Raw genomic sequence first — 17,263 nt, forward strand, 5'->3', positions numbered from 1 at the left:
CACCACACCCGGTCGGCTGTGGATATTCACCGCAGGCCGGACGTATTCACGGAACGCGGGCGCGCATGCCACGCACGGTTGGGTCGGGACCCGTGTGTCGGCGCCGTGCGGCATGATGCGGGGCGTGACCCGACGCCTGATGCTCCTCGACACCGCCTCCCTGTACTTCCGCGCCTACTTCGGGGTGCCGGACTCCGTGAAGGCCCCGGACGGCACCCCGGTGAACGCCGTGCGCGGGCTGCTCGAGTTCATCGACCGCCTGGTCAGGGACCACCGGCCGACGGACCTGGTGGCGTGCATGGACGCGGACTGGCGGCCGCAGTGGCGGGTCGACCTGATCCCCTCCTACAAGGCGCACCGCGTCGCCGAGGAGCACGAGGTCGGACCGGACGAGGAGGAGGTGCCGGACACCCTGTCGCCGCAGGTGCCGGTCATCGAGGAGGTGCTGGACGCGCTCGGTATCGCGCGCGTGGGCGTCGCCGGGTACGAGGCGGACGACGTGATCGGCACCTTCACGGCCCGTGCGAAGGACCCGGTCGACATCGTCACCGGCGACCGCGACCTGTACCAGCTGGTCGACGACGGGCGCGGGGTGCGTGTGCTGTACCCGCTGAAGGGCGTGGGCTCGCTGCAGCTGACCGACGAGGCCTGGCTGCGCGCGAAGTACGGGGTGGACGGCCGCGGGTACGCGGATCTGGCCCTGCTGCGCGGCGACCCGAGCGACGGTCTGCCGGGTGTGCCCGGCATCGGCGAGAAGACGGCCGCGAAGCTGCTCGACCAGTTCGGCGACCTGGCCGGGATCATGGCCGCGGTCGACGACCCCGCGGCGAAGCTCACGCCGTCGCAGCGCAAGAGACTGGACGAGGCGCGCCCTTATGTCGCGGTCGCGCCCACGGTCGTACAGGTGGCGGCCGACGTACCGTTGCCGGAGGTCGACACGGCGCTGCCGCACGCACCGCGGGATCCGGCGGCCCTGGAGGCGCTCGCGGCGCGCTGGGGACTCGGGGGATCACTGCAGCGGCTGCTCACGACGCTGCAGGCGTGAGATGGACGTCCCGCGGACGGGGCGTACGCCGGAGGATGGGGAGACACTTCGGCAGTGAGGGCTCTGAGGCGCGATTCACACCGCGAAGTCCGCGTACATCCCTCAAGCATGAGGTGTTCAACGGGGGGAGATGCTAACTTAGGTAAGCCTTAGTAGGTACTTGGGAGGCCGTCATGGCAGAGCGTCCGGTACGCAGGACCCCGAAGCCCCACTCCGGGCGAGTCGTCCGCACAGAGCGGCTCACCCCGCACATGCAGCGCGTCGTACTCGGGGGCGACGGCCTCGCGGAGTTCTCCCCGCGCGGCAGCACCGACCATTATGTGAAGTTCCTGTTCGGCCCCGAGGGTGTGACCTATCCGGAGCCCTTCGACCTTGAGCGGATCCGTGCGGAGTTCCCCCGGGACCAGTGGCCGGTGACCCGGACGTACACCGTGCGGGCCTGGGATCCCGAACTGCGCGAGCTCACCATCGACTTCGTGCTCCACGGCGACGAGGGCCTCGCCGGTCCCTGGGCCACCCGTGTCCAGCCGGGCGAGCTGGTCCGTTTCCTCGGCCCGGGCGGCGCCTACGCGCCCAACCCGGAGGCCGACTGGCATCTGCTCGTCGGCGACGAGAGTGCGCTGCCCGCGATCGGCGCCTCCCTGGAGGCTCTTCACGACGGTGCCCGGGTCCACGCGATCGTCGAGGTCGCCGGTCCCGAGGAGGAGCAGAAGATCAACTCCGATGTGGACGTGGTCTGGCTGCACCGCGGCGACCGTCCCGTCGGCGCCGCCCTCGTCGACGCCGTACGCGCGCTGGAGTTCCCCGAGGGCCGGCTGCACGCCTTCGTCCACGGCGAGGCGGGCTTCGTGAAGGAGCTGCGCCGCCTGCTGCGCGTCGAACTGGCCATCCCGCGCGAGGACTTGTCGATCTCCGGCTACTGGCGCCTCGGCCATGACGAGGACGGCTGGCAGGCGGCGAAGAAGGAGTGGAACGCGCGCGTCGAGGCGGAGCAGGAGGGCGTGTCCACGACGGCGTGACCGCGTGCGGTACGGGCGATCCGGCCTGCGTGTGTGACGTGGGACGACTCCGCCGATCCGACCTGCCTGCGTGACGTCGGACGACTCCGCCGATCCCGGCCCACCTGCGTGACGTCGGACGACGCCTGCGATCCCGACCCGCGTGGCCTCCGGCTGCCGGGCCCCGTCCTCCACCTCCACAGGACAAAGCCCGGCTCACCCGTTTCAATGAACACATGGGTGTTCGGCTGAGTGAACACACGGGTGTCCGGCACGCGAGGACACACCGCCGAAGCAGGACCCGGGGCGCGCTGGCCCTGGCCTCGCTCCTCGTCCTCGGCGGTACCCCGTACGGCATCGGCACCGCCTCGGCGGCTCCCCCGCCGCAGCCGCCGCCCCAGCTCACCCAGGAGGACGTCGACCGGGCGGTCGACGCCCTGGACGGCATCGTCGAGCGCGGCATGGACCGGACCGGGGTGCCGGGCGTCGCGGTGGCCGTCGTGTACAAGGACCGGGTCGTCCATCTGGACGGCTACGGCAAGCGGCATGTCGGCCAGGACACCGAGGTCGGCCCGGACACGGTGTTCCAGCTGGCCTCCCTGTCGAAGCCGCTGGCCTCGACCGTGGTCGCCGGAGCCGTCGGCGACAAGACCGTCGACTGGGACGACCCGGTGTCCGAGCACCTCCCGGACTTCGTCCTGAAGGACCCCTGGGTGACCGACCACGTCACCATCGCGGACCTCTTCGCCCACCGCAGCGGCCTCCCCGACCACGCCGGCGACCTCCTGGAGGACCTCGGCTACAACCGGGACTACATCCTCGAACACCTCCGCCTGGAGCCCCTGACGCCGTTCCGCGCGAGCTACGCGTACACCAACTTCGGTGTCACGGCGGCGGGCGAGGCCGTCGCCGACGCCGCCGGGACGAGCTGGGAGAAACTCGCCGAGGACACGCTCTACAAACCGGCCGGCATGGACACCACCAGCTCCCGCTTCAACGACTACGAGGCCGCGACCAACAAGGCCTTCGCCCATGTCCGTGAGGGCGGCGACACCGGCGTCTGGGAGGCGAGGCACGTCCGGGACGCCGACGCCCAGTCACCGGCCGGCGGTGCGAGCTCCACGGTCCGCGACCTCTCCCTCTGGCTGCGGCTCCAGCTCGCGAACGGCGAGCTGGACGGCGACCGCGTCATCGCCGCCGCCCCCCTCGAACGCACCCACGTCCCCGAGATCGTCTCCCATCCGCCGCCCGCCCCGGCGGGCCGCGCCGGCTTCTACGGCCTCGGCTGGAACGTCGCCTACGACGACCTCGGCCGCCTCCGCCTCAGCCACTCCGGCGCCTTCGCCCTCGGCGCCAACACCAACGTCACGATGCTGCCCGGCGAACAGCTCGGCATCGCCGTCCTCACCAACGGCGAACCCGTCGGCCTCGCCGACGCCGTCTCGCTGGACTTCCTCGACACGGCCCAGCACGGCAAGCCGACCGAGGACTGGCTGAACCTGGCGGCCCAGCTCTACGAGCAGGAAGCCCAGAAGTCCCGCTCCCCCACCGACTACTCCAAGCCCCCGGACGACGCCTCCGACGCCCGCGCCGACGCCACCTACACGGGCACCTACGCCAACTCCTACTACGGCCCCCTCACCGTCACGGAATCCAAGGGCGACCTGACCATGCGCCTCGGCCCCAAACCCATGACCTTCCGCCTGACCCACTACGCCGGCGACACCTACTTCTTCGAAACGGTGGGCGAGAACGCCAGCGGCCCCTCCGGCGTCACCTTCAAGGGCGACGAGAACGGCAAGGCGACCGAGGTGACGATCGAGGCGTTCGACGAGACCGGCCTGGGGACGTTCAGGCGCTCGTGAGTACGTCCACCAACCGGGCCAGCGCGTCCGCGAGTTGCCTCAGCCCCGGCCCCGCCGGCCCACCCGGCTCCGCCATGTAGACGTCCCGCCGGATCTCGACCATCAGGGCGGTCACCCGGGGGTCGTGCCCGTAGTACTTCAGCGGGACGTACGTGCCCCCGAACGGGCTGTTGACGCCGGTGCCGCCGAACCCGGTGAACGCGGCCTCGGCGGCGGCCAGCAGGTCGGGCGGGGTGTGGAAGGGGTCGCTGCCCAGGCAGACGGGCGGGCGGGGGCCGTCGCCGTGGAGTTCGTAGGGCAGGGGCTCGGACGGGTAGGAGTGGACGTCGATGACCACGGCCCGACCGACGGCATCGAGCCGATCGGTCACGGCGGCGGTCATGGCGGTGGTGTACGGGTGGAAGTAGCCGTCGATGAGCGGCTGTCCGTCGGCCGGGAGGCCGTCGAGCGCCAGACCGTCGAGCGCCAGACCGTCGCGGCCGGACGGACGGAGCACCTCCCGGTGCGTGGTCCTCGTGTAGACCGCGCCCATCCCCACGGCCAGCATCTCCTCCCGCTCGTCCGGGAACCGCTCCGGGTCGATCACGAGACGGGACAGCTGGTTGACGAACCGCCAAGGGCGCATGGCCGACCGGTCGGCGGCCGCCTCGGCGATCCGGTCCGTGTGCGCGTCGGTGATGTGGTCCAACTCCCCTTCCAGCGCGGCGTCGTCGAGGACGATCCCATGCCGTACGGCCGCCGGGATCGCCCGTGAACTGTGCGGTACGTGCAGGAGCACGGGTGATTCCGGCGCGCCCGGAAGGACCCGGTAGGAGGGCGGCGCGTCGTTCATCCGAGGATCCTCGCTGTGGGGTGTGGGGTGTGGGCGTGCGACTGTCGGGCTGCGGGCCTGCGGGTTGTCCCGGGGCCGCTCAGCATAGGGTCGGCGGCGCGCCGGGCCGTGTCCGGCGCCGCTCGGACGCCACCTCGGCCCAGCCCTTGCCCCAACTACCCACCCCTGAAAAAGTCGTGAGGATTTGGGCCCGCCCCGGACACGATCGCGTGACACGAGCGACACAGGACTCCCCTAATTTCTGTCGCTCGACAGGAATTCGCGCCGCTCGGGCGCGAAGGCTCGCGCCGCTTGTTGCGAAAGCAGGTTGCCGCCATGACGAGCACCGCCCCCGATGTCCGACCGGAACCACCCCACTCCCCCGACGACCGTTCCCTGACCGAGTTCGGCTACCGCCAGGAGCTGCACCGCAGCCTGAACAGGTACGCCTCGTTCGCCGCCGGTTTCTCCTTCATCTCGGTCCTCACGACCGTCTTCCAGTTCTTCGCCTTCGGGTACGCGTTCGGCGGCCCGGTCTTCTTCTGGACCTGGCCGGCGGTGCTGATCGGCCAGTTGCTGGTGGCCGCGTGCTTCGCGGAGCTGGCGGCGCGCTATCCGATATCGGGCGCGATCTACCAGTGGTCCTCGCGGCTGGCCAACCGGACCTTCGGCTGGTTCGCCGGCTGGATCATGGTGATCGGGCAGATCGTGGTGGTCGCGGCCGCCGCGCTCGCACTGCAGATGGTGATGCCCGCGATCTGGTCGGGCTTCCAGCTCGTCGGCGGCGACCCGACGCCCACCTCGGCGACGGGCGCGGCGAACGCGGCCGTCCTGGGTGTGATCCTGCTGGCCCTCACCACGGTCGTGAACGCCCTCGACAACCGGGTGTTGTCGGTGGTCAACCGGGTCGGTGTGACCGCCGAGATCATCGGCGCGATCCTGATCGTCGTGTTGCTCCTCACCCACTCCGAGCGCTCCCCCGGCATCACCTTCCACACCGCCGAGGGCAGCACCGACCTCCTCGGTGCCCTGCTCGTGGGCTCGTTCATGGCGGCGTACGTGATGATCGGCTTCGACAGCGCGGGCGAGATGAGCGAGGAGACCCACCACCCCCGCCGCACCGCGCCCCGAACCATCCTCACGGCACTCGGCGCGGCCGGTCTGCTGGGCGGTCTCCTCGTCCTCGCCGGTCTGCTCGCCGCGCCCAGCCTCACCGACGGCCGACTGGGCGTGGAGGGCCTGAGCTACGTCCTCACCAGCAGCCTCGGCGACGGCCTGGGCCGCTTCCTGCTCGCCGACGTGGTGGTGGCGATCACCGTGGCCACGCTCGCGATCCAGACGTCGGCCTGCCGCATGCTCTTCTCGATGGCCCGCGACGGCCAACTCCCCTTCGCCGGGCGGCTCGCCAAGGTCAACGCGCGCACCGGCATGCCCACCGCCCCCGCCGTGGTCGTCGGCCTGCTCGCCGCCGCCCTCCTGCTCCTCAACTTCGCCTCACCGGAGGCGTTCCTGGCCATCGGCACCACCTGCATCGTGATGCTCTACCTCGCGTACGCGATGGTCACCGGCCCGCTTCTCGTACGGCGTCTGAAGGGCACCTTCCGCCCCGACGGCACCGACGAGACCGGCAAGCCCCTCTTCTCCCTCGGCCGCTGGGGCATCCCCGTCAACGCCCTCGCCCTCGTCTACGGCCTCTTCATGACCGTCAACCTGGCCTGGCCCCGCGCGGAGGTGTACGACCCGGCGGGCGGGCACTGGTGGTTCCAGTGGTTCACGGTGTTGTTCCTGCTGGTCACGGTGGGCCTCGGAGTGCTGTACCGATGGTGGACCGCACGTCGCGTACGGTCCACCACGCAGCCTCTCCCAGATCCGACTCAATAGTCTGATATCGGTGATCGATCCAACGTCAATCGGGCGCTGCCTGCAGACAGTCCGCGCGGGCCCGGACCCCCTGCGGGGTCAGGGTCATACGCGGTTCGATATGCGGCGGTTGATGGTCGACACGCGAGAACCGCCATTGGGCCACAATCGTGGACAGGGCGAGTGTCGCCAGGGTCATCGCGTAGTTGTCGCCTATGCATTTGCGCGCCCCTCCGCCGAACGGAATGAAAGCGCCGCGCACGTGTTGCCGCTCCGGGAGCCACCGGTCCGGATCGAAGGAACCGGGGCGCGGATTGAATCGTGCGTCGTGGTGGATGAGGTACGGGCTGTAGACGAGGGTGGTTTCGGGAGGGATCACGACATCCGCCAGCCGGGCTTCGGTGGTGGTCGTTCGAGTCAGGATCCACCCGGGAGGGTAGAGGCGTAATGTCTCGGTGATGACCCGGCGTGCCAGGTCGAGCCGGGGCAGATCGTCCCACGTGGCGGTTCGGGTGCCGAGAACCTCGGCCGTCTCGGTGCGCAATCGCTCTTGGACATCGGGGTACTGGCACAAAAGATGCACAGCCCAGGTAAGTGCCCCTGCGGTGGATTCGATACCGGCTACGAGCAGGGTCATGATCTGCGCGTGGATCTCGGCGTCGTCGAGGACTCCTCCCTCGTCGTCATGCGTCTCGAGGAGCCTCGACAGCACATCGCCGTGGGGCTCATCGTCTTGCCGGTACAAGCTGATGGTCTTGCTGACCGCGGCCCATGCCCGGTTGCGAGCCCGCTCGTAGCGCCGATTCGGGGGGAGGGGCAGACGGCTGAGCAGAGGCGGGAGGACAGCCTGCTGGTAGATGCCGCGGAAGATGTCCGGCAGACATTCCGTGACGGTGTCGATGGCGGGTCCCGCGAATTCCGCCCTGAACAGGGTTCGAGCAATGGTGCTGCTCGCGAAGTCGTACATCTGCGCGGCTACGTCGACGGTCCGCCCGTCGCTCCAGCTGGTTGCGAGGTTGTCTATCTGCTGCGTCATGATGGCGGCGTATTCACGCATGCATGTGCGGGAGAAGGCCGGCTGCAAGGTGCGTCGCTGTCGCCGGTGGGCGCTGTGGGGGCATGAGGCAAGGCCGTTCCCCAGCGCATTCCCGACCCGCTCGATGAGCGGTCCGCCCTTGTCGTATATGCGGTCGTGGAGGAGGACTTGCTGTACCAGTTCAGGCCGGCAGACCACGACGGCCGTCTGCGGACCCAGCCGTATCCGTACCAGATCTCCGTAGGAGGGGAGGGTTTTCAGGAAGCGCAGCGGGTCACGGAGCAGGGGTAACAGATGCCCGACGATCGGCAGTGCCCCCGGAGCCTGTGCAATGCCTTCATGGTCCGTCGCCATGGCGTGTTGGCCCTTCTTGTCGATCCAGGATGGTGGCGAGCTACTGCTCCAAGCCGCTCTTGGTTCGCATCGATGGGGCGGGATCCTCGTGCAGGCCGGCGTTGAGGAATCCGGGGGTTGTTCCTTGCCGGTCACCCGCAACTGTGTCGCAGTGCACGAGCCTGGCTCGGGATCATCGCCTGCAGGTGAGCGTGCTGTTGATCCGACTCGTCCGCAATGGTGGGGATGGTGTAACGGGTGGTGTTTCCGTACCAGTGCAGGCATCCATTCGTCCACTGCCGCATTCCGGCAGTGACCTTCAGGATCTCTTCACGGGCGCGGGGCGGCACACCACGGCGCTCCAGGAAGGGCAAGAGCTGCTGTTCGGCGGCCAGGAAGTCCGCCACTCGCCCCCGAACCTTGGCGACGGCCGAGTCGATGGCTTCCCGCAGCGAGATTCCGCCGGCATGCTGCATGACGATGACGACGTTGTGGAAGTCTCCACGCCTGTCATCCAGGTGAATCGAATGCAAGTCGTTCTGCCAGGCGACCACATCGCTCGCAGCGTCGATGATCTCCCTGAACAAGCCGGTCTCATAGATGCTTTCAGGCACTTCCGTGCCCTGGCTGAGCTCAACCAGATCGAAGCCGAACTCCATGCCGACCGACAATCGCCTCGTCCGGGTGAAACTGTCGACCCCGGGAGGAATTCCGCGGAAACGGTTCTCGGATTCCTCGGTGAATCCCTGGAAGAACAGGTCAAGATGCCGTTTAAGCCGTCCGTGGAGCGTCGGCGAGAGCCTTTCTCCGGTACGGATGGACAGATCCGTGAGCGCCTTGGTGAAGGGAGTCCGCTCCCGTTCGGGGGCCGGATCCTTTCCCGTGCCGATGATGTCCATCAGGCGCCGGTGGACCGGAGCCCAGGCTTCTGGATCGTCATAGACCTCCAACGTGTGCAGGTCGTCCAGGATGAAGGTGAAGAAAAGCCATTCCGCACAGAGGCAGAGATCACGGAACGAGGCTTCGGGATAGGTCCAGGCCACAAAGTGCCCGTAGCCTGCTTCCAGCCGCTCCCGGCCGCCCGGTGTCTCGGTCAGCCCGAGACTCTCGCCGAGTGAGCGGACGTACTCCTCGATCCTCTGAATGTACGGGCTTACGAACGGGGGGGTTGGCTCCGCATACGTCGGGATCATGGCGAGCACTAAGTCCTCCATGTCTGTGGCGCCGGAGTTCGCTGAGGCGGGTGAGGCGTGCGGGAGTCGCCTGCTCTCGCAGCGAGAAGTCGAGAAGTTGGCCGACGATCGGTGCTTCACGGTGCCGTACGGGGACATCTCCCACTGCGCTGTCGGCGTGCCCGGTCACGGGCGTGCTCCGAGAGGGCCGAGGCAGCCGCGGTCGCGGTGGGCGACGGCGCGACGGGTGGCGGCACGGGCTCCCCCTTCCACGGTGGCGCAAGCAGGATGTGCCGCCCTTCGGCGGTGCACCCTCTCATCACACCGCAGTTGGGTCCGCACCGGAAGTGGCCGACATTGATCCAGGTGTGAACGCTGTTGCACGTTCGGCTCGACGGACGCCGGATCACGGCGCGCACGCCCCCTCTGCGGTCGGGGGCTCGAGCGGCGCCCACTCGACCTGCCGGGTGGTTCTGTGGCGGAGCGCGCGCAGCAGAATTCCAGTGCCTGACCTGGGGAAACGCCGATCGATGAGAGTGTGGCGAGCAGAGCGCCGTCACCGGCGGGTTTCTGCCGGCCCGCTCTCGAAGGAGTGCCCTCGACAGCGCGGTCGTCCCGGGACGGGGATGTCTCTCCTCCGGGCCCGCAAGTACAGCCGACAACTGGCCGAACATGTCGGCCCCATCACGCCGGACTGCCTGCGGCACCCGCTCTCGCGTTGAGCCGGAGACCGGAACAGCTCGACACACACGCGCACGTGACGTCAGCCGCCCTGCACGCGCGCGTGCAGGTGCATGTCGTGCCAGCCGTCGGGGTGGAGGAGGGCACGGCGCTTGATGCCCTCCAGAGCGAAGCCGGTCTTCGTGGCCACCCGGCAGGATGCCTCGTTGCGGACGGCGTGGAGGAGTTCGAGGCGATGGAAGCCGATCTCGTCGAAGGACCAGCGAGTCAGGATCGCCGTCGCGCGCGAGGCGACGCCCTGGCCACGGGCCCACGGCGCGGTCCAGTAGGCAAGTTCTGCGCAGCCGTCGGCGAGCACGATGCTCCGCAGCGCGGCGCGCCCCAGCAGCCGGTCGGTGTCCGCGTCGGTGACGGCCCACTGTGCGTTGCCCTCGCCCGGCCAGGCCTTGAGCCACTCGTCGATCCAACCGCGCGCCTCGCTCTCCGACCCGGACCGTCGGATGTGCCACTGGTGCAGGAGTGGGTCCTGGAAGGCCTTGTGGACCTCGGGCGCGTCCTCGGTCCGCCAGGGCCGCAGGACCAGGCCGTCGCCGGTGCGGAGGGTGGGCTGTGGCCGCCGGGCCAGGGTGCCGGCGGCCAGGACTGCGCTGGTGAGGAAAGGCATGCTGCGCATCCTGCCAACGGGCGCGGGCGGGAGCATCGAGTTTCGTAGGCTTGATCGTGATGAGACGCAGAAGGCCGATTCCTCCCTCACCCCTGCCGCAGCGCGAAGGGGTCGATCCGGTGCGCGTGAAGCTGCCGCAGGGGACGGCGTGGGCGACCGTGCGTGATCATCTGGTGGAGCGGCTCGCGGCCGGGGCGGGGGTGATCGACGGGATGCTGGACGCGGGGCTGATCGTGGACACCGCGGGGCGTGCCGTGCCGCGTGACATGGCGTTTGTGCCGGGCATGACCGTGTGGTTCCACCGGGAGCTGCCGTACGAGGTGCCGGTGCCGTTCCCGCTGGACGTCGTGTACCGCGACGAGCACATCGTCGTCGTCGACAAACCGCATTTCCTGGCCACGACACCGCGCGGCAGCCATGTCGCGGAGACCGCGCTCGCGCGGCTGCGCCGGGAGCTGGGCCTGCCCACGCTGGGCGCGGCCCACCGCCTGGACCGGCTCACCGCCGGGCTGGTGCTGTTCACTGTGCGCCCCGATGAGCGCGGCGCGTACCAGTCGCTGTTCCGCGACCGGCTCGTCACCAAGGAGTACGAGGCCGTCGCCCCGTACGATCCGGCGCTCGCCCTGCCGCGTACCGTGCGCAGCCGGATCGTGAAGGAGCGCGGGGTCATGGCGGCGCGCGAGGTCGAGGGCGAGCCCAATGCCGTCAGCGACGTGGAGTTGCTGGAGCGGCGGGACGACGGCCCCGCTCGCTATCGGCTGCGACCGCGCACCGGGCAGACGCACCAACTGCGGGTGCATATGTGTGCGTTGGGCGTGCCGATCCTCGGTGATCCCCTGTATCCGGAAGTGAAAGGCCCCGTGGCGGACGGTGACTTCCGGCAGCCGCTCCAACTGCTGGCGCGGGTGCTGGAGTTCACCGATCCGGTCACGGGGCGCGAGCACCGGTTCGTCAGCCCGCGGGTGCTGCGGGCCTGGTCGTCGTACGAGGAGTGGGCCGGATAGCCCTGGTGCCCGGTCGGCTCAGTCGCCGCGCCACCAGCGCTGGAGGCGCCGGAACAGGCCCGGTCGGGGGGCCGGTTCCGGCGTCGGAGCGGTGGCCGGAGCGGCGGGCTCCGGAGTCGCCGTCCGCGGCTGTGGCCTGCCGGCCTGCATGTTGCCGCGACGCTGTGACGGCACCGGGTGCGCTGGCCCCGTCATGACCTCCTCCTGGGCCTTGGGCGTGAACCTCACCGGCAGTTCCACCAGGTGCCGGTTGGAGATGGACGCTCGCCAGCTCAGCTCGTCCTCGTCGCAGTCGAGTTGGATGTCCGGCAGGCGGGCCAGCAGCGCTTCGACGCTGACATCGGCGATGGCTCGGCCGATGTCCTGGCCCGGGCACTGGTGGGGACCGCCACCGAAGGCCAGGTGGGAGCGGTTGCCCTGCATGTTGGCCCTGAGGTCGGGACGGACGCGCGGGTCGACGTTGCCCGGCTCGATGCCCAGGATCAGGCCGTCGCCCTTGCGGATGCGCTGGCCGCCCAGCTCGGTCTCCTGCTTGGCGAAGTAGCCCAGGACGGTGCTGAACGGCGGCTCGTCCCACAGGGACTGCTCCACCGCCTGGGGCACCGTCATCTGGCCGCCGTTGAGCTGGGCGCGGAACCCCGGGTCGGTGAGCACCACCCGCAGTACGTTGGCGAGGAGGTTGGCGGTGCTCTCGTACGCGACGATCAGGACGAGGCGCAGGTGCTGGCCGACCTCCTCGTCGTTGAGCCGCGCCGGGTGGTTGATCAGCTGGCTGGTGAAGTCCTCCTGGGGTTCGGCCCGGCGGCGGACGGTGAGCCGCATCAGCACGTCCATGATGTACGCGTTGCTGGCGATGGCGGTCTCGGTGCCCTTGAGCATGTCGCGAGCGGCATGCACGATCCGGTCGTTGTACTCCTCGGGCATACCGAGGATCTCGCACATCACCGCCATCGGCAGGTGCTCGCAGAACTGGCTGACCAGGTCGGCCCTGCCCTCCTCGGAGAACTTGTTGACGAGGTGCTGGGCCGCGCGGTTGATGTAGCGGCGGATGGCCCGGTAGTCGATGGTCGACATGGCGCCGGTGACCGCTCCGCGCAGCCGCAGGTGCTCGTCGCCCTCGGTATGGGAGCAGATGGGCTGCCAGGCGATCATCGGCATGAGCGGGTGATCGGGCTTGATCGTGCCGTCCTGTACGGCGGTCCACAACCGGGGGTCACGGGAGTACTGCGAGGGGGCGCTCACCATGTGCATGTTCTCACCGTGGCCGAGCACCACCCAGACCGGCACGTCCTGTTGGAGCAGCGCGGGGGCCACCGGCCCGTGCTCCGCGCGCAGTTTCTCGTACAGGGTTCCCAGGTCCTCCGCCTCGGGGCCGTACAGCCGGCGCAGCCCGCCGGGGCCAAGGCCGAGGCCGTGCGCGGGGCAGCCGGGGGGCGGCCCGGCCGACGGGTCGTCCGTACCGGTCAGGGAGTGGGATTCAGGCGTCACGACGATCGCTCCGAACTGAAGTGGATCAGCTGTCTGTGGTGTTCCGGGGCACTACTGAGAGACCGGGAGGGGACTCCGTGCGGGACGACACGGCTCCCGGTCACGGGACAGGTACGGCGTGCGGTTCAGGAAGGTGACGGCTCAGGGAAGGCGTGGGCCTCGTACGAGGCTCATGCCGACGCCTTCGTCGTCAGCGAGTGCAGGAAGTGGATCAGAGTCATCAGGACGTCCCGGCTGGAGGCCCGGCGCCGTGCGTCGCAGCGCACGATGGGGATCTCCTCGACGAGGTCGAGTGCCTGGCGCAGTTCGTCCAGCGCGTAGCGGGGCGCGTCCGGGAAGTCGTTGACCGCCACGACGAAGGGCACGCCGCGTTCCTCCAGGCGGCCCATGACGTCGAAGCTGACCTCCAGCCGACGGGTGTCGACCAGGACGACCGCGCCGAGGGCACCTTCGAACAGGCCGTTCCAGAGGAACCAGAAGCGCTCCTGTCCGGGGGTGCCGAACAGATAGAGCACCAGCTCGTCCGTGATGCTGATGCGGCCGAAGTCCATGGCCACGGTGGTGGCCGTCTTGGTCTTGGAACCGAAGTTGTCGTCGACCCCGATGCCGGCCTGCGTCATGGTCTCCTCGGTCGTCAGCGGCCTGATCTCGCTGACGGACCCCACCATGGTCGTCTTGCCGACCCCGAAACCGCCCACGATCACGATCTTCGCCGCGGCCTGCGCGGTGTGCGGCAGGTGGTCCTCGGTCCGTGGACCCGTGATGGTGTCAGAGCTTTTGAAGTCCATGCATCACCGCTTCGAGGAGGGAACGGTCCGCCCGCGCCTGCCGGACGACCGGTGCGCGCGCCTGTACCAGTTCGGCCGTCAGCAGCTCGGTGAGCAGGACGGTCACCACGCTGATCGGCAGGTTGAGATAGGCCGAGATCTCGGCCACGGACAGGGGTGCCTGACAGAGCCGGAGGAGCGCCGACTGCTCCGGTGCGGCGGACGGCGGCGGATCGGCACACGCCACGATTAACGTGACGAGGTCGATCGGGGCTCGCTCGCCGTCCTCGCCGGTGAGGATGTAGAGCCGCTCGGGGGGCCGCTCCCCCGTTCCGCCCGTGGGGACGTCCAGGGGCGGCGGCGGTGGAGGCGGCTCGTGTTTGGGCTGGCGCCGCTGGCGCCGCGGAGGCGTCATACGGTCTGCCCGTTCCGCCGCGGCGGACTGGTGAGGTGGGAGCCGATCCGGTCGACGAGGTCACGCATGCGGTTGCTCATCAGCCCGGGCTCGGCGATCTCGTTGGCGAGCACCGCGAGATAGGCGTTGGAGCCGGCGGCCATCAGATAGAAGTAGCCGCCGTTGATCTGGATGATGACCATCCGCATGTGGCCGTCGCTCTGCGGGATCTCACTGGCCACGGCGCCGGCCAGGCTCTGCAGTCCCGCGCAGGCCGCGGCGACCCGGTCGGCGGCGTCGGGGTCGCCGCCGTGGCGGGCGATCCGCAGGCCGTCGGCGGAGAGCACGACGATCTGCTGGATGCCGGGCACGCCGTCGGCCAGATCCTTCAGCAGCCAGTCGAAATTGGCTCGTTGCTGGATCACTTGAGGTCCCCCTCGTCGTCGGTCTCCGTGCGGGCCGACTCGTTGTTCGCGGTGAGAGCGGTGATGCCGGTGGACTCGTCCGGGTCGTCCGGGTTCTGGGTGCGGGCGGCCGGGTCCGGGTCACCCTTCAGCCCGGCCATGAACGCCTCGACCCACAGGCCGGGCGGCGGCAGTTCCTTCTCCGGCTCGGGCTCGGGCTGCCACACGGGTGAGGCGGCGATCGCGGCCTCGGCGGCGGCCTCGGCGGCGGCGGCCTCGGCGTAGCGCTGGCTGAGCGGGATCGTCATCCGGCTGCGACGCTGTGGCAGACCGTTGGCCGTCCACTCGGTGACGACGGGAACGTCGTCCTCCAGGTCCCGTCCCATGTCCTCCGCGGAGCTCGGGATCCGCGGTCCGGTGGTCGGGCGGCGACGCTTGGGCTTGCGGTCGGGGCCTTCGACACCGCCGGTGTCCATGGTCGGTACGGCGGCGGCGCCGATGCCGTGGGCGAGGCCGGGGGCGGGCTCCTCGGTGAGCATGTCGCGGGGGACGACGACGACGGCGCGGACACCGCCGTACGCGGACGGCCGCAGTGAGATCTGCATGTTGTACATCGTCGACAGCCGGCCCACGACGGCGAGGCCGAGGCGCGGACTGTCCCTCATGTCCTGGATATCCACGCCCTGCTGGGCCTTGGCCAGCATGTCCTCGATCTTGGCGCGGTTCTCCTCACCGAGGCTGATGCCACCGTCCTCGATCTCGATGGCGATGCCGGTCTGCACCTCCACGGCGGTGACGTGCACCTTGGTGTGCGGCGGCGAGTAGCGGGTGGCGTTGTCCAGGAGCTCCGCGCAGGCGTGGATGACCGGTTCGACGGAGACGCCGTTGACGTTGACCTTGGCGATCGAGTCGAGCTCGATGCGGCGGTACTCCAGGATGCGGGACATGGCGCCGCGCAGCACGCTGTACAGCGGGACGGGCCGGGGCCAGACACGGCCGGGGCGGCTGCCGCCGAGGACGGCGATGGAGTCGGCCAGGCGGCCGATCAGCGCGGTGCCGTGGTCGATGCGCAGCAGGTCGTCGAAGACCTCGGGGTTGCGCCCGTGGTCCTCCTCCATCTCGCGGAGTTCCTTGTTCTGCTGGTGGACGATCGCCTGGACGCGACGGGCGATGTTGACGAAGGACCGCTGCGAGGAGTCGCGCAGCGCTTCCTCGCGGTCGACGATGGTGAGCACCGTTTGCAGCAAGTCACGCTGGGATTTGGGGAGTTGGCGCCACTCCGTGTCGCCGTCGACGATGTGACGAACCACCTCTGGGGGGGATTCTCCGCCGCGCAGCCGGTACAGCGCGGCGGGCAGGATCTCCTTGCCCAGCCGGGTGAATTCCTGGTCGTGGGCGGCGATCCGCTGTTCGAGAAGGGCGGTCTGCCGCCCCTGTTCCGCGCGTAGCGCACGGACCGTACGACGGCTGCCGCGCACCGCGACGACGGCGACCACGAGCAGCAGGAGCGTCGCGACGGCTCCGCACAAGCCGACGGCGAGCCGGGCCGGCCCCGTCACCAGGGAGACGGTGGTCCCGGTCGCCGCGGCCATCAGTATCGCCGGTAGCGGCAGCACGCGCGCGTAGGGAAGTTCACGGCCACCGGGAGGCTTTTGAACACTCACCATGTATGCCCTCTAAAGACAGTTCGGCTGAAGGTCGGGGGACTTGCGGGGAGTTGCTGGGGGTTGCTGGGGTTCATCCACGATTCAAACTGGATCTTCGGTATTTTTTGGAACAAGCGCACGAATACACCTCAACTCGGTGCGCTGCGGGCGAGCTTAGTCCGACCGGATCATCGCTGCGTCATATTCAGCAACCGTCTGAAATCACCCTCGCGACCGGAGTACGCTCTGGTCATTTACACACTGGGGCATCATTCGCACACACCGTGTGACCGTGCACGGGCGTACGAAAAGAGCCTCTTGACAGGGTGAACAGACGCCGGAGGCGAACTGCCGAGGGCGCCCGACTCAGACGCCGGCGATGCGCAGCGCGGCGTCCGCCGTCGCCTCGGCGAAGGCGGAGACAGAGCGGTCGGGGTCGGAGCGATGGACGAGGATGACGCCCTCGATCAGCCCGAAGACCAGGTCGGTCCGCAGATCCAGCTCACTCTTGGCGAGCGCCCCGCCGGCGGCCGTCGCCGCGATCAACTGCCGGTAGGCGTCCTTGAGTTCGGCCCGTACGGCATGGAAGCCGGCGAAGCGTTCGGCGCGGATCTCCGGGAGGAGGTAGAGGCCGCCGAGGTTGTGCGGGCCGCCGCACAGGAGGGCGACATCGGCGCGGCACAACTCCCACAGTCGCCGCTCGGCACGGACGGCGCCCTGGGCGAGGAGTTCCCGGGCGTACGTGAGCGACGGCGTGACCGTGGACTCCAGGAGCTCGGCGAGCAGCTCCTCCTTGCCGGAGACGTGGTGGTACATGCTCGCCTGCCGCAGGCCGGCGCGCTCGGCGACGGCCCGGGTGGTGGTGGCCGCGTAGCCCCGGGTCGTGAACAACTCCGCGGCGGCGGCGAGCAGTTCGTCGCGGGGTGACAGGCCGCTCTCCGGCCGCCGTTCGGCCCGGGGTCTGCCGACCCGCCGCCCACCCGTGCCAGCCACGCTTCCCATGCGTTCGATCCTCGCACACGGCACCCACGCGCCTTTGTGACCGATCGCTCGATTCCCCGGCCCCCTGGCGAGGCACGACCATCGTGAGGGGTC

15 protein-coding genes are annotated in these 17,263 nt (G+C 69.5%); 5 read left to right on the forward strand and 10 right to left on the reverse strand.

The annotated features are described in order from the left end of the window. Positions 1-115 precede the first annotated feature (115 nt). The 3 genes from JIX55_RS11070 (at position 116) to JIX55_RS11080 (ending at position 3,908) form a co-directional block, all read left to right on the forward strand. Positions 116-1,045 carry a 5'-3' exonuclease gene (locus tag JIX55_RS11070; RefSeq protein ID WP_257569291.1) on the forward strand — a complete coding sequence of 310 codons (930 nt, stop codon included), beginning with the start codon at positions 116-118 and terminating at the stop codon, positions 1,043-1,045. A gap of 173 nt (positions 1,046-1,218) precedes the next feature. Next, complete coding sequence (locus JIX55_RS11075; protein ID WP_257563130.1) at positions 1,219-2,064, forward strand: siderophore-interacting protein; 846 nt, start codon at positions 1,219-1,221, stop codon at positions 2,062-2,064. 215 nt (positions 2,065-2,279) lie between these two features. Next, positions 2,280-3,908, forward strand: coding sequence for a serine hydrolase (locus JIX55_RS11080; protein ID WP_257563131.1), 1,629 nt, complete (start codon positions 2,280-2,282; stop codon positions 3,906-3,908). On the opposite strand, the gene JIX55_RS11085 is transcribed toward JIX55_RS11080, so the two are convergent. Further along, on the reverse strand, positions 3,895-4,740 hold the full coding sequence (locus JIX55_RS11085) for an N-formylglutamate amidohydrolase (RefSeq protein WP_257563132.1): 846 nt from the start codon (positions 4,738-4,740) through the stop codon (positions 3,895-3,897). The two genes, JIX55_RS11080 and JIX55_RS11085, sit on opposite strands and share 14 nt — an antisense overlap. 315 nt (positions 4,741-5,055) lie before the next feature. On the opposite strand from JIX55_RS11085, the gene JIX55_RS11090 reads away from it, so the two are divergent. Further along, positions 5,056-6,600, forward strand: a complete 1,545-nt coding sequence (locus JIX55_RS11090; protein ID WP_257563133.1) for an amino acid permease — start codon at positions 5,056-5,058, stop codon at positions 6,598-6,600. A gap of 25 nt (positions 6,601-6,625) precedes the next feature. On the opposite strand, the gene JIX55_RS11095 is transcribed toward JIX55_RS11090, so the two are convergent. From JIX55_RS11095 to JIX55_RS11105, 3 genes are all read right to left on the reverse strand, one after another. Continuing rightward, a complete protein-coding gene (locus tag JIX55_RS11095; protein WP_257563134.1) occupies positions 6,626-7,969 on the reverse strand; it encodes a cytochrome P450 in 1,344 nt (447 codons plus the stop codon). 131 nt (positions 7,970-8,100) lie between these two features. Beyond that, on the reverse strand, positions 8,101-9,141 hold the full coding sequence (locus tag JIX55_RS11100; RefSeq protein ID WP_257569292.1) for a terpene synthase family protein: 1,041 nt from the start codon (positions 9,139-9,141) through the stop codon (positions 8,101-8,103). Between the two features lie 742 nt (positions 9,142-9,883). Further along, complete coding sequence (locus JIX55_RS11105) at positions 9,884-10,465, reverse strand: GNAT family N-acetyltransferase (protein ID WP_257563135.1); 582 nt, start codon at positions 10,463-10,465, stop codon at positions 9,884-9,886. A 59-nt stretch (positions 10,466-10,524) separates the two neighbouring features. Here JIX55_RS11105 and JIX55_RS11110 point away from each other — a divergent pair, with 59 nt between their 5' ends. Further along, the gene (locus tag JIX55_RS11110) at positions 10,525-11,469 is read left to right on the forward strand and encodes an RluA family pseudouridine synthase (protein ID WP_257563136.1); all 945 of its coding nucleotides are present in this window, start codon (positions 10,525-10,527) and stop codon (positions 11,467-11,469) included. Positions 11,470-11,487: 18 nt separating this feature from the next. Here the strand turns inward: JIX55_RS11110 and JIX55_RS11115 are convergent, their stop codons facing one another. The 6 genes from JIX55_RS11115 to JIX55_RS11140 form a co-directional block, all read right to left on the reverse strand. Beyond that, positions 11,488-12,957: a cytochrome P450 gene (locus tag JIX55_RS11115; RefSeq protein WP_257563137.1), complete on the reverse strand. Its 1,470-nt coding sequence runs from the start codon at positions 12,955-12,957 to the stop codon at positions 11,488-11,490. A gap of 170 nt (positions 12,958-13,127) precedes the next feature. Further along, positions 13,128-13,745, reverse strand: a complete 618-nt coding sequence (locus tag JIX55_RS11120; protein ID WP_257563138.1) for a GTP-binding protein — start codon at positions 13,743-13,745, stop codon at positions 13,128-13,130. Beyond that, the gene (locus JIX55_RS11125) at positions 13,726-14,139 is read right to left on the reverse strand and encodes a DUF742 domain-containing protein (protein WP_257563139.1); all 414 of its coding nucleotides are present in this window, start codon (positions 14,137-14,139) and stop codon (positions 13,726-13,728) included. The genes JIX55_RS11120 and JIX55_RS11125 overlap by 20 nt, the downstream gene beginning before the upstream one ends. Then, positions 14,136-14,543: a roadblock/LC7 domain-containing protein gene (locus JIX55_RS11130; RefSeq protein ID WP_257563140.1), complete on the reverse strand. Its 408-nt coding sequence runs from the start codon at positions 14,541-14,543 to the stop codon at positions 14,136-14,138. The genes JIX55_RS11125 and JIX55_RS11130 overlap by 4 nt, the downstream gene beginning before the upstream one ends. Beyond that, entirely contained in the window at positions 14,540-16,189 is a 1,650-nt protein-coding gene (locus JIX55_RS11135; protein ID WP_257563141.1) for a sensor histidine kinase, read from the reverse strand. The genes JIX55_RS11130 and JIX55_RS11135 overlap by 4 nt, the downstream gene beginning before the upstream one ends. 345 nt (positions 16,190-16,534) lie before the next feature. Next, on the reverse strand, positions 16,535-17,170 hold the full coding sequence (locus tag JIX55_RS11140; RefSeq protein WP_257563142.1) for a TetR/AcrR family transcriptional regulator: 636 nt from the start codon (positions 17,168-17,170) through the stop codon (positions 16,535-16,537). Between the last annotated feature and the right edge of the window lie 93 nt (positions 17,171-17,263).

Origin of the sequence: Streptomyces sp. DSM 40750, from assembly GCF_024612035.1 — a bacterium.
Taxonomy (GTDB): domain Bacteria; phylum Actinomycetota; class Actinomycetes; order Streptomycetales; family Streptomycetaceae; genus Streptomyces.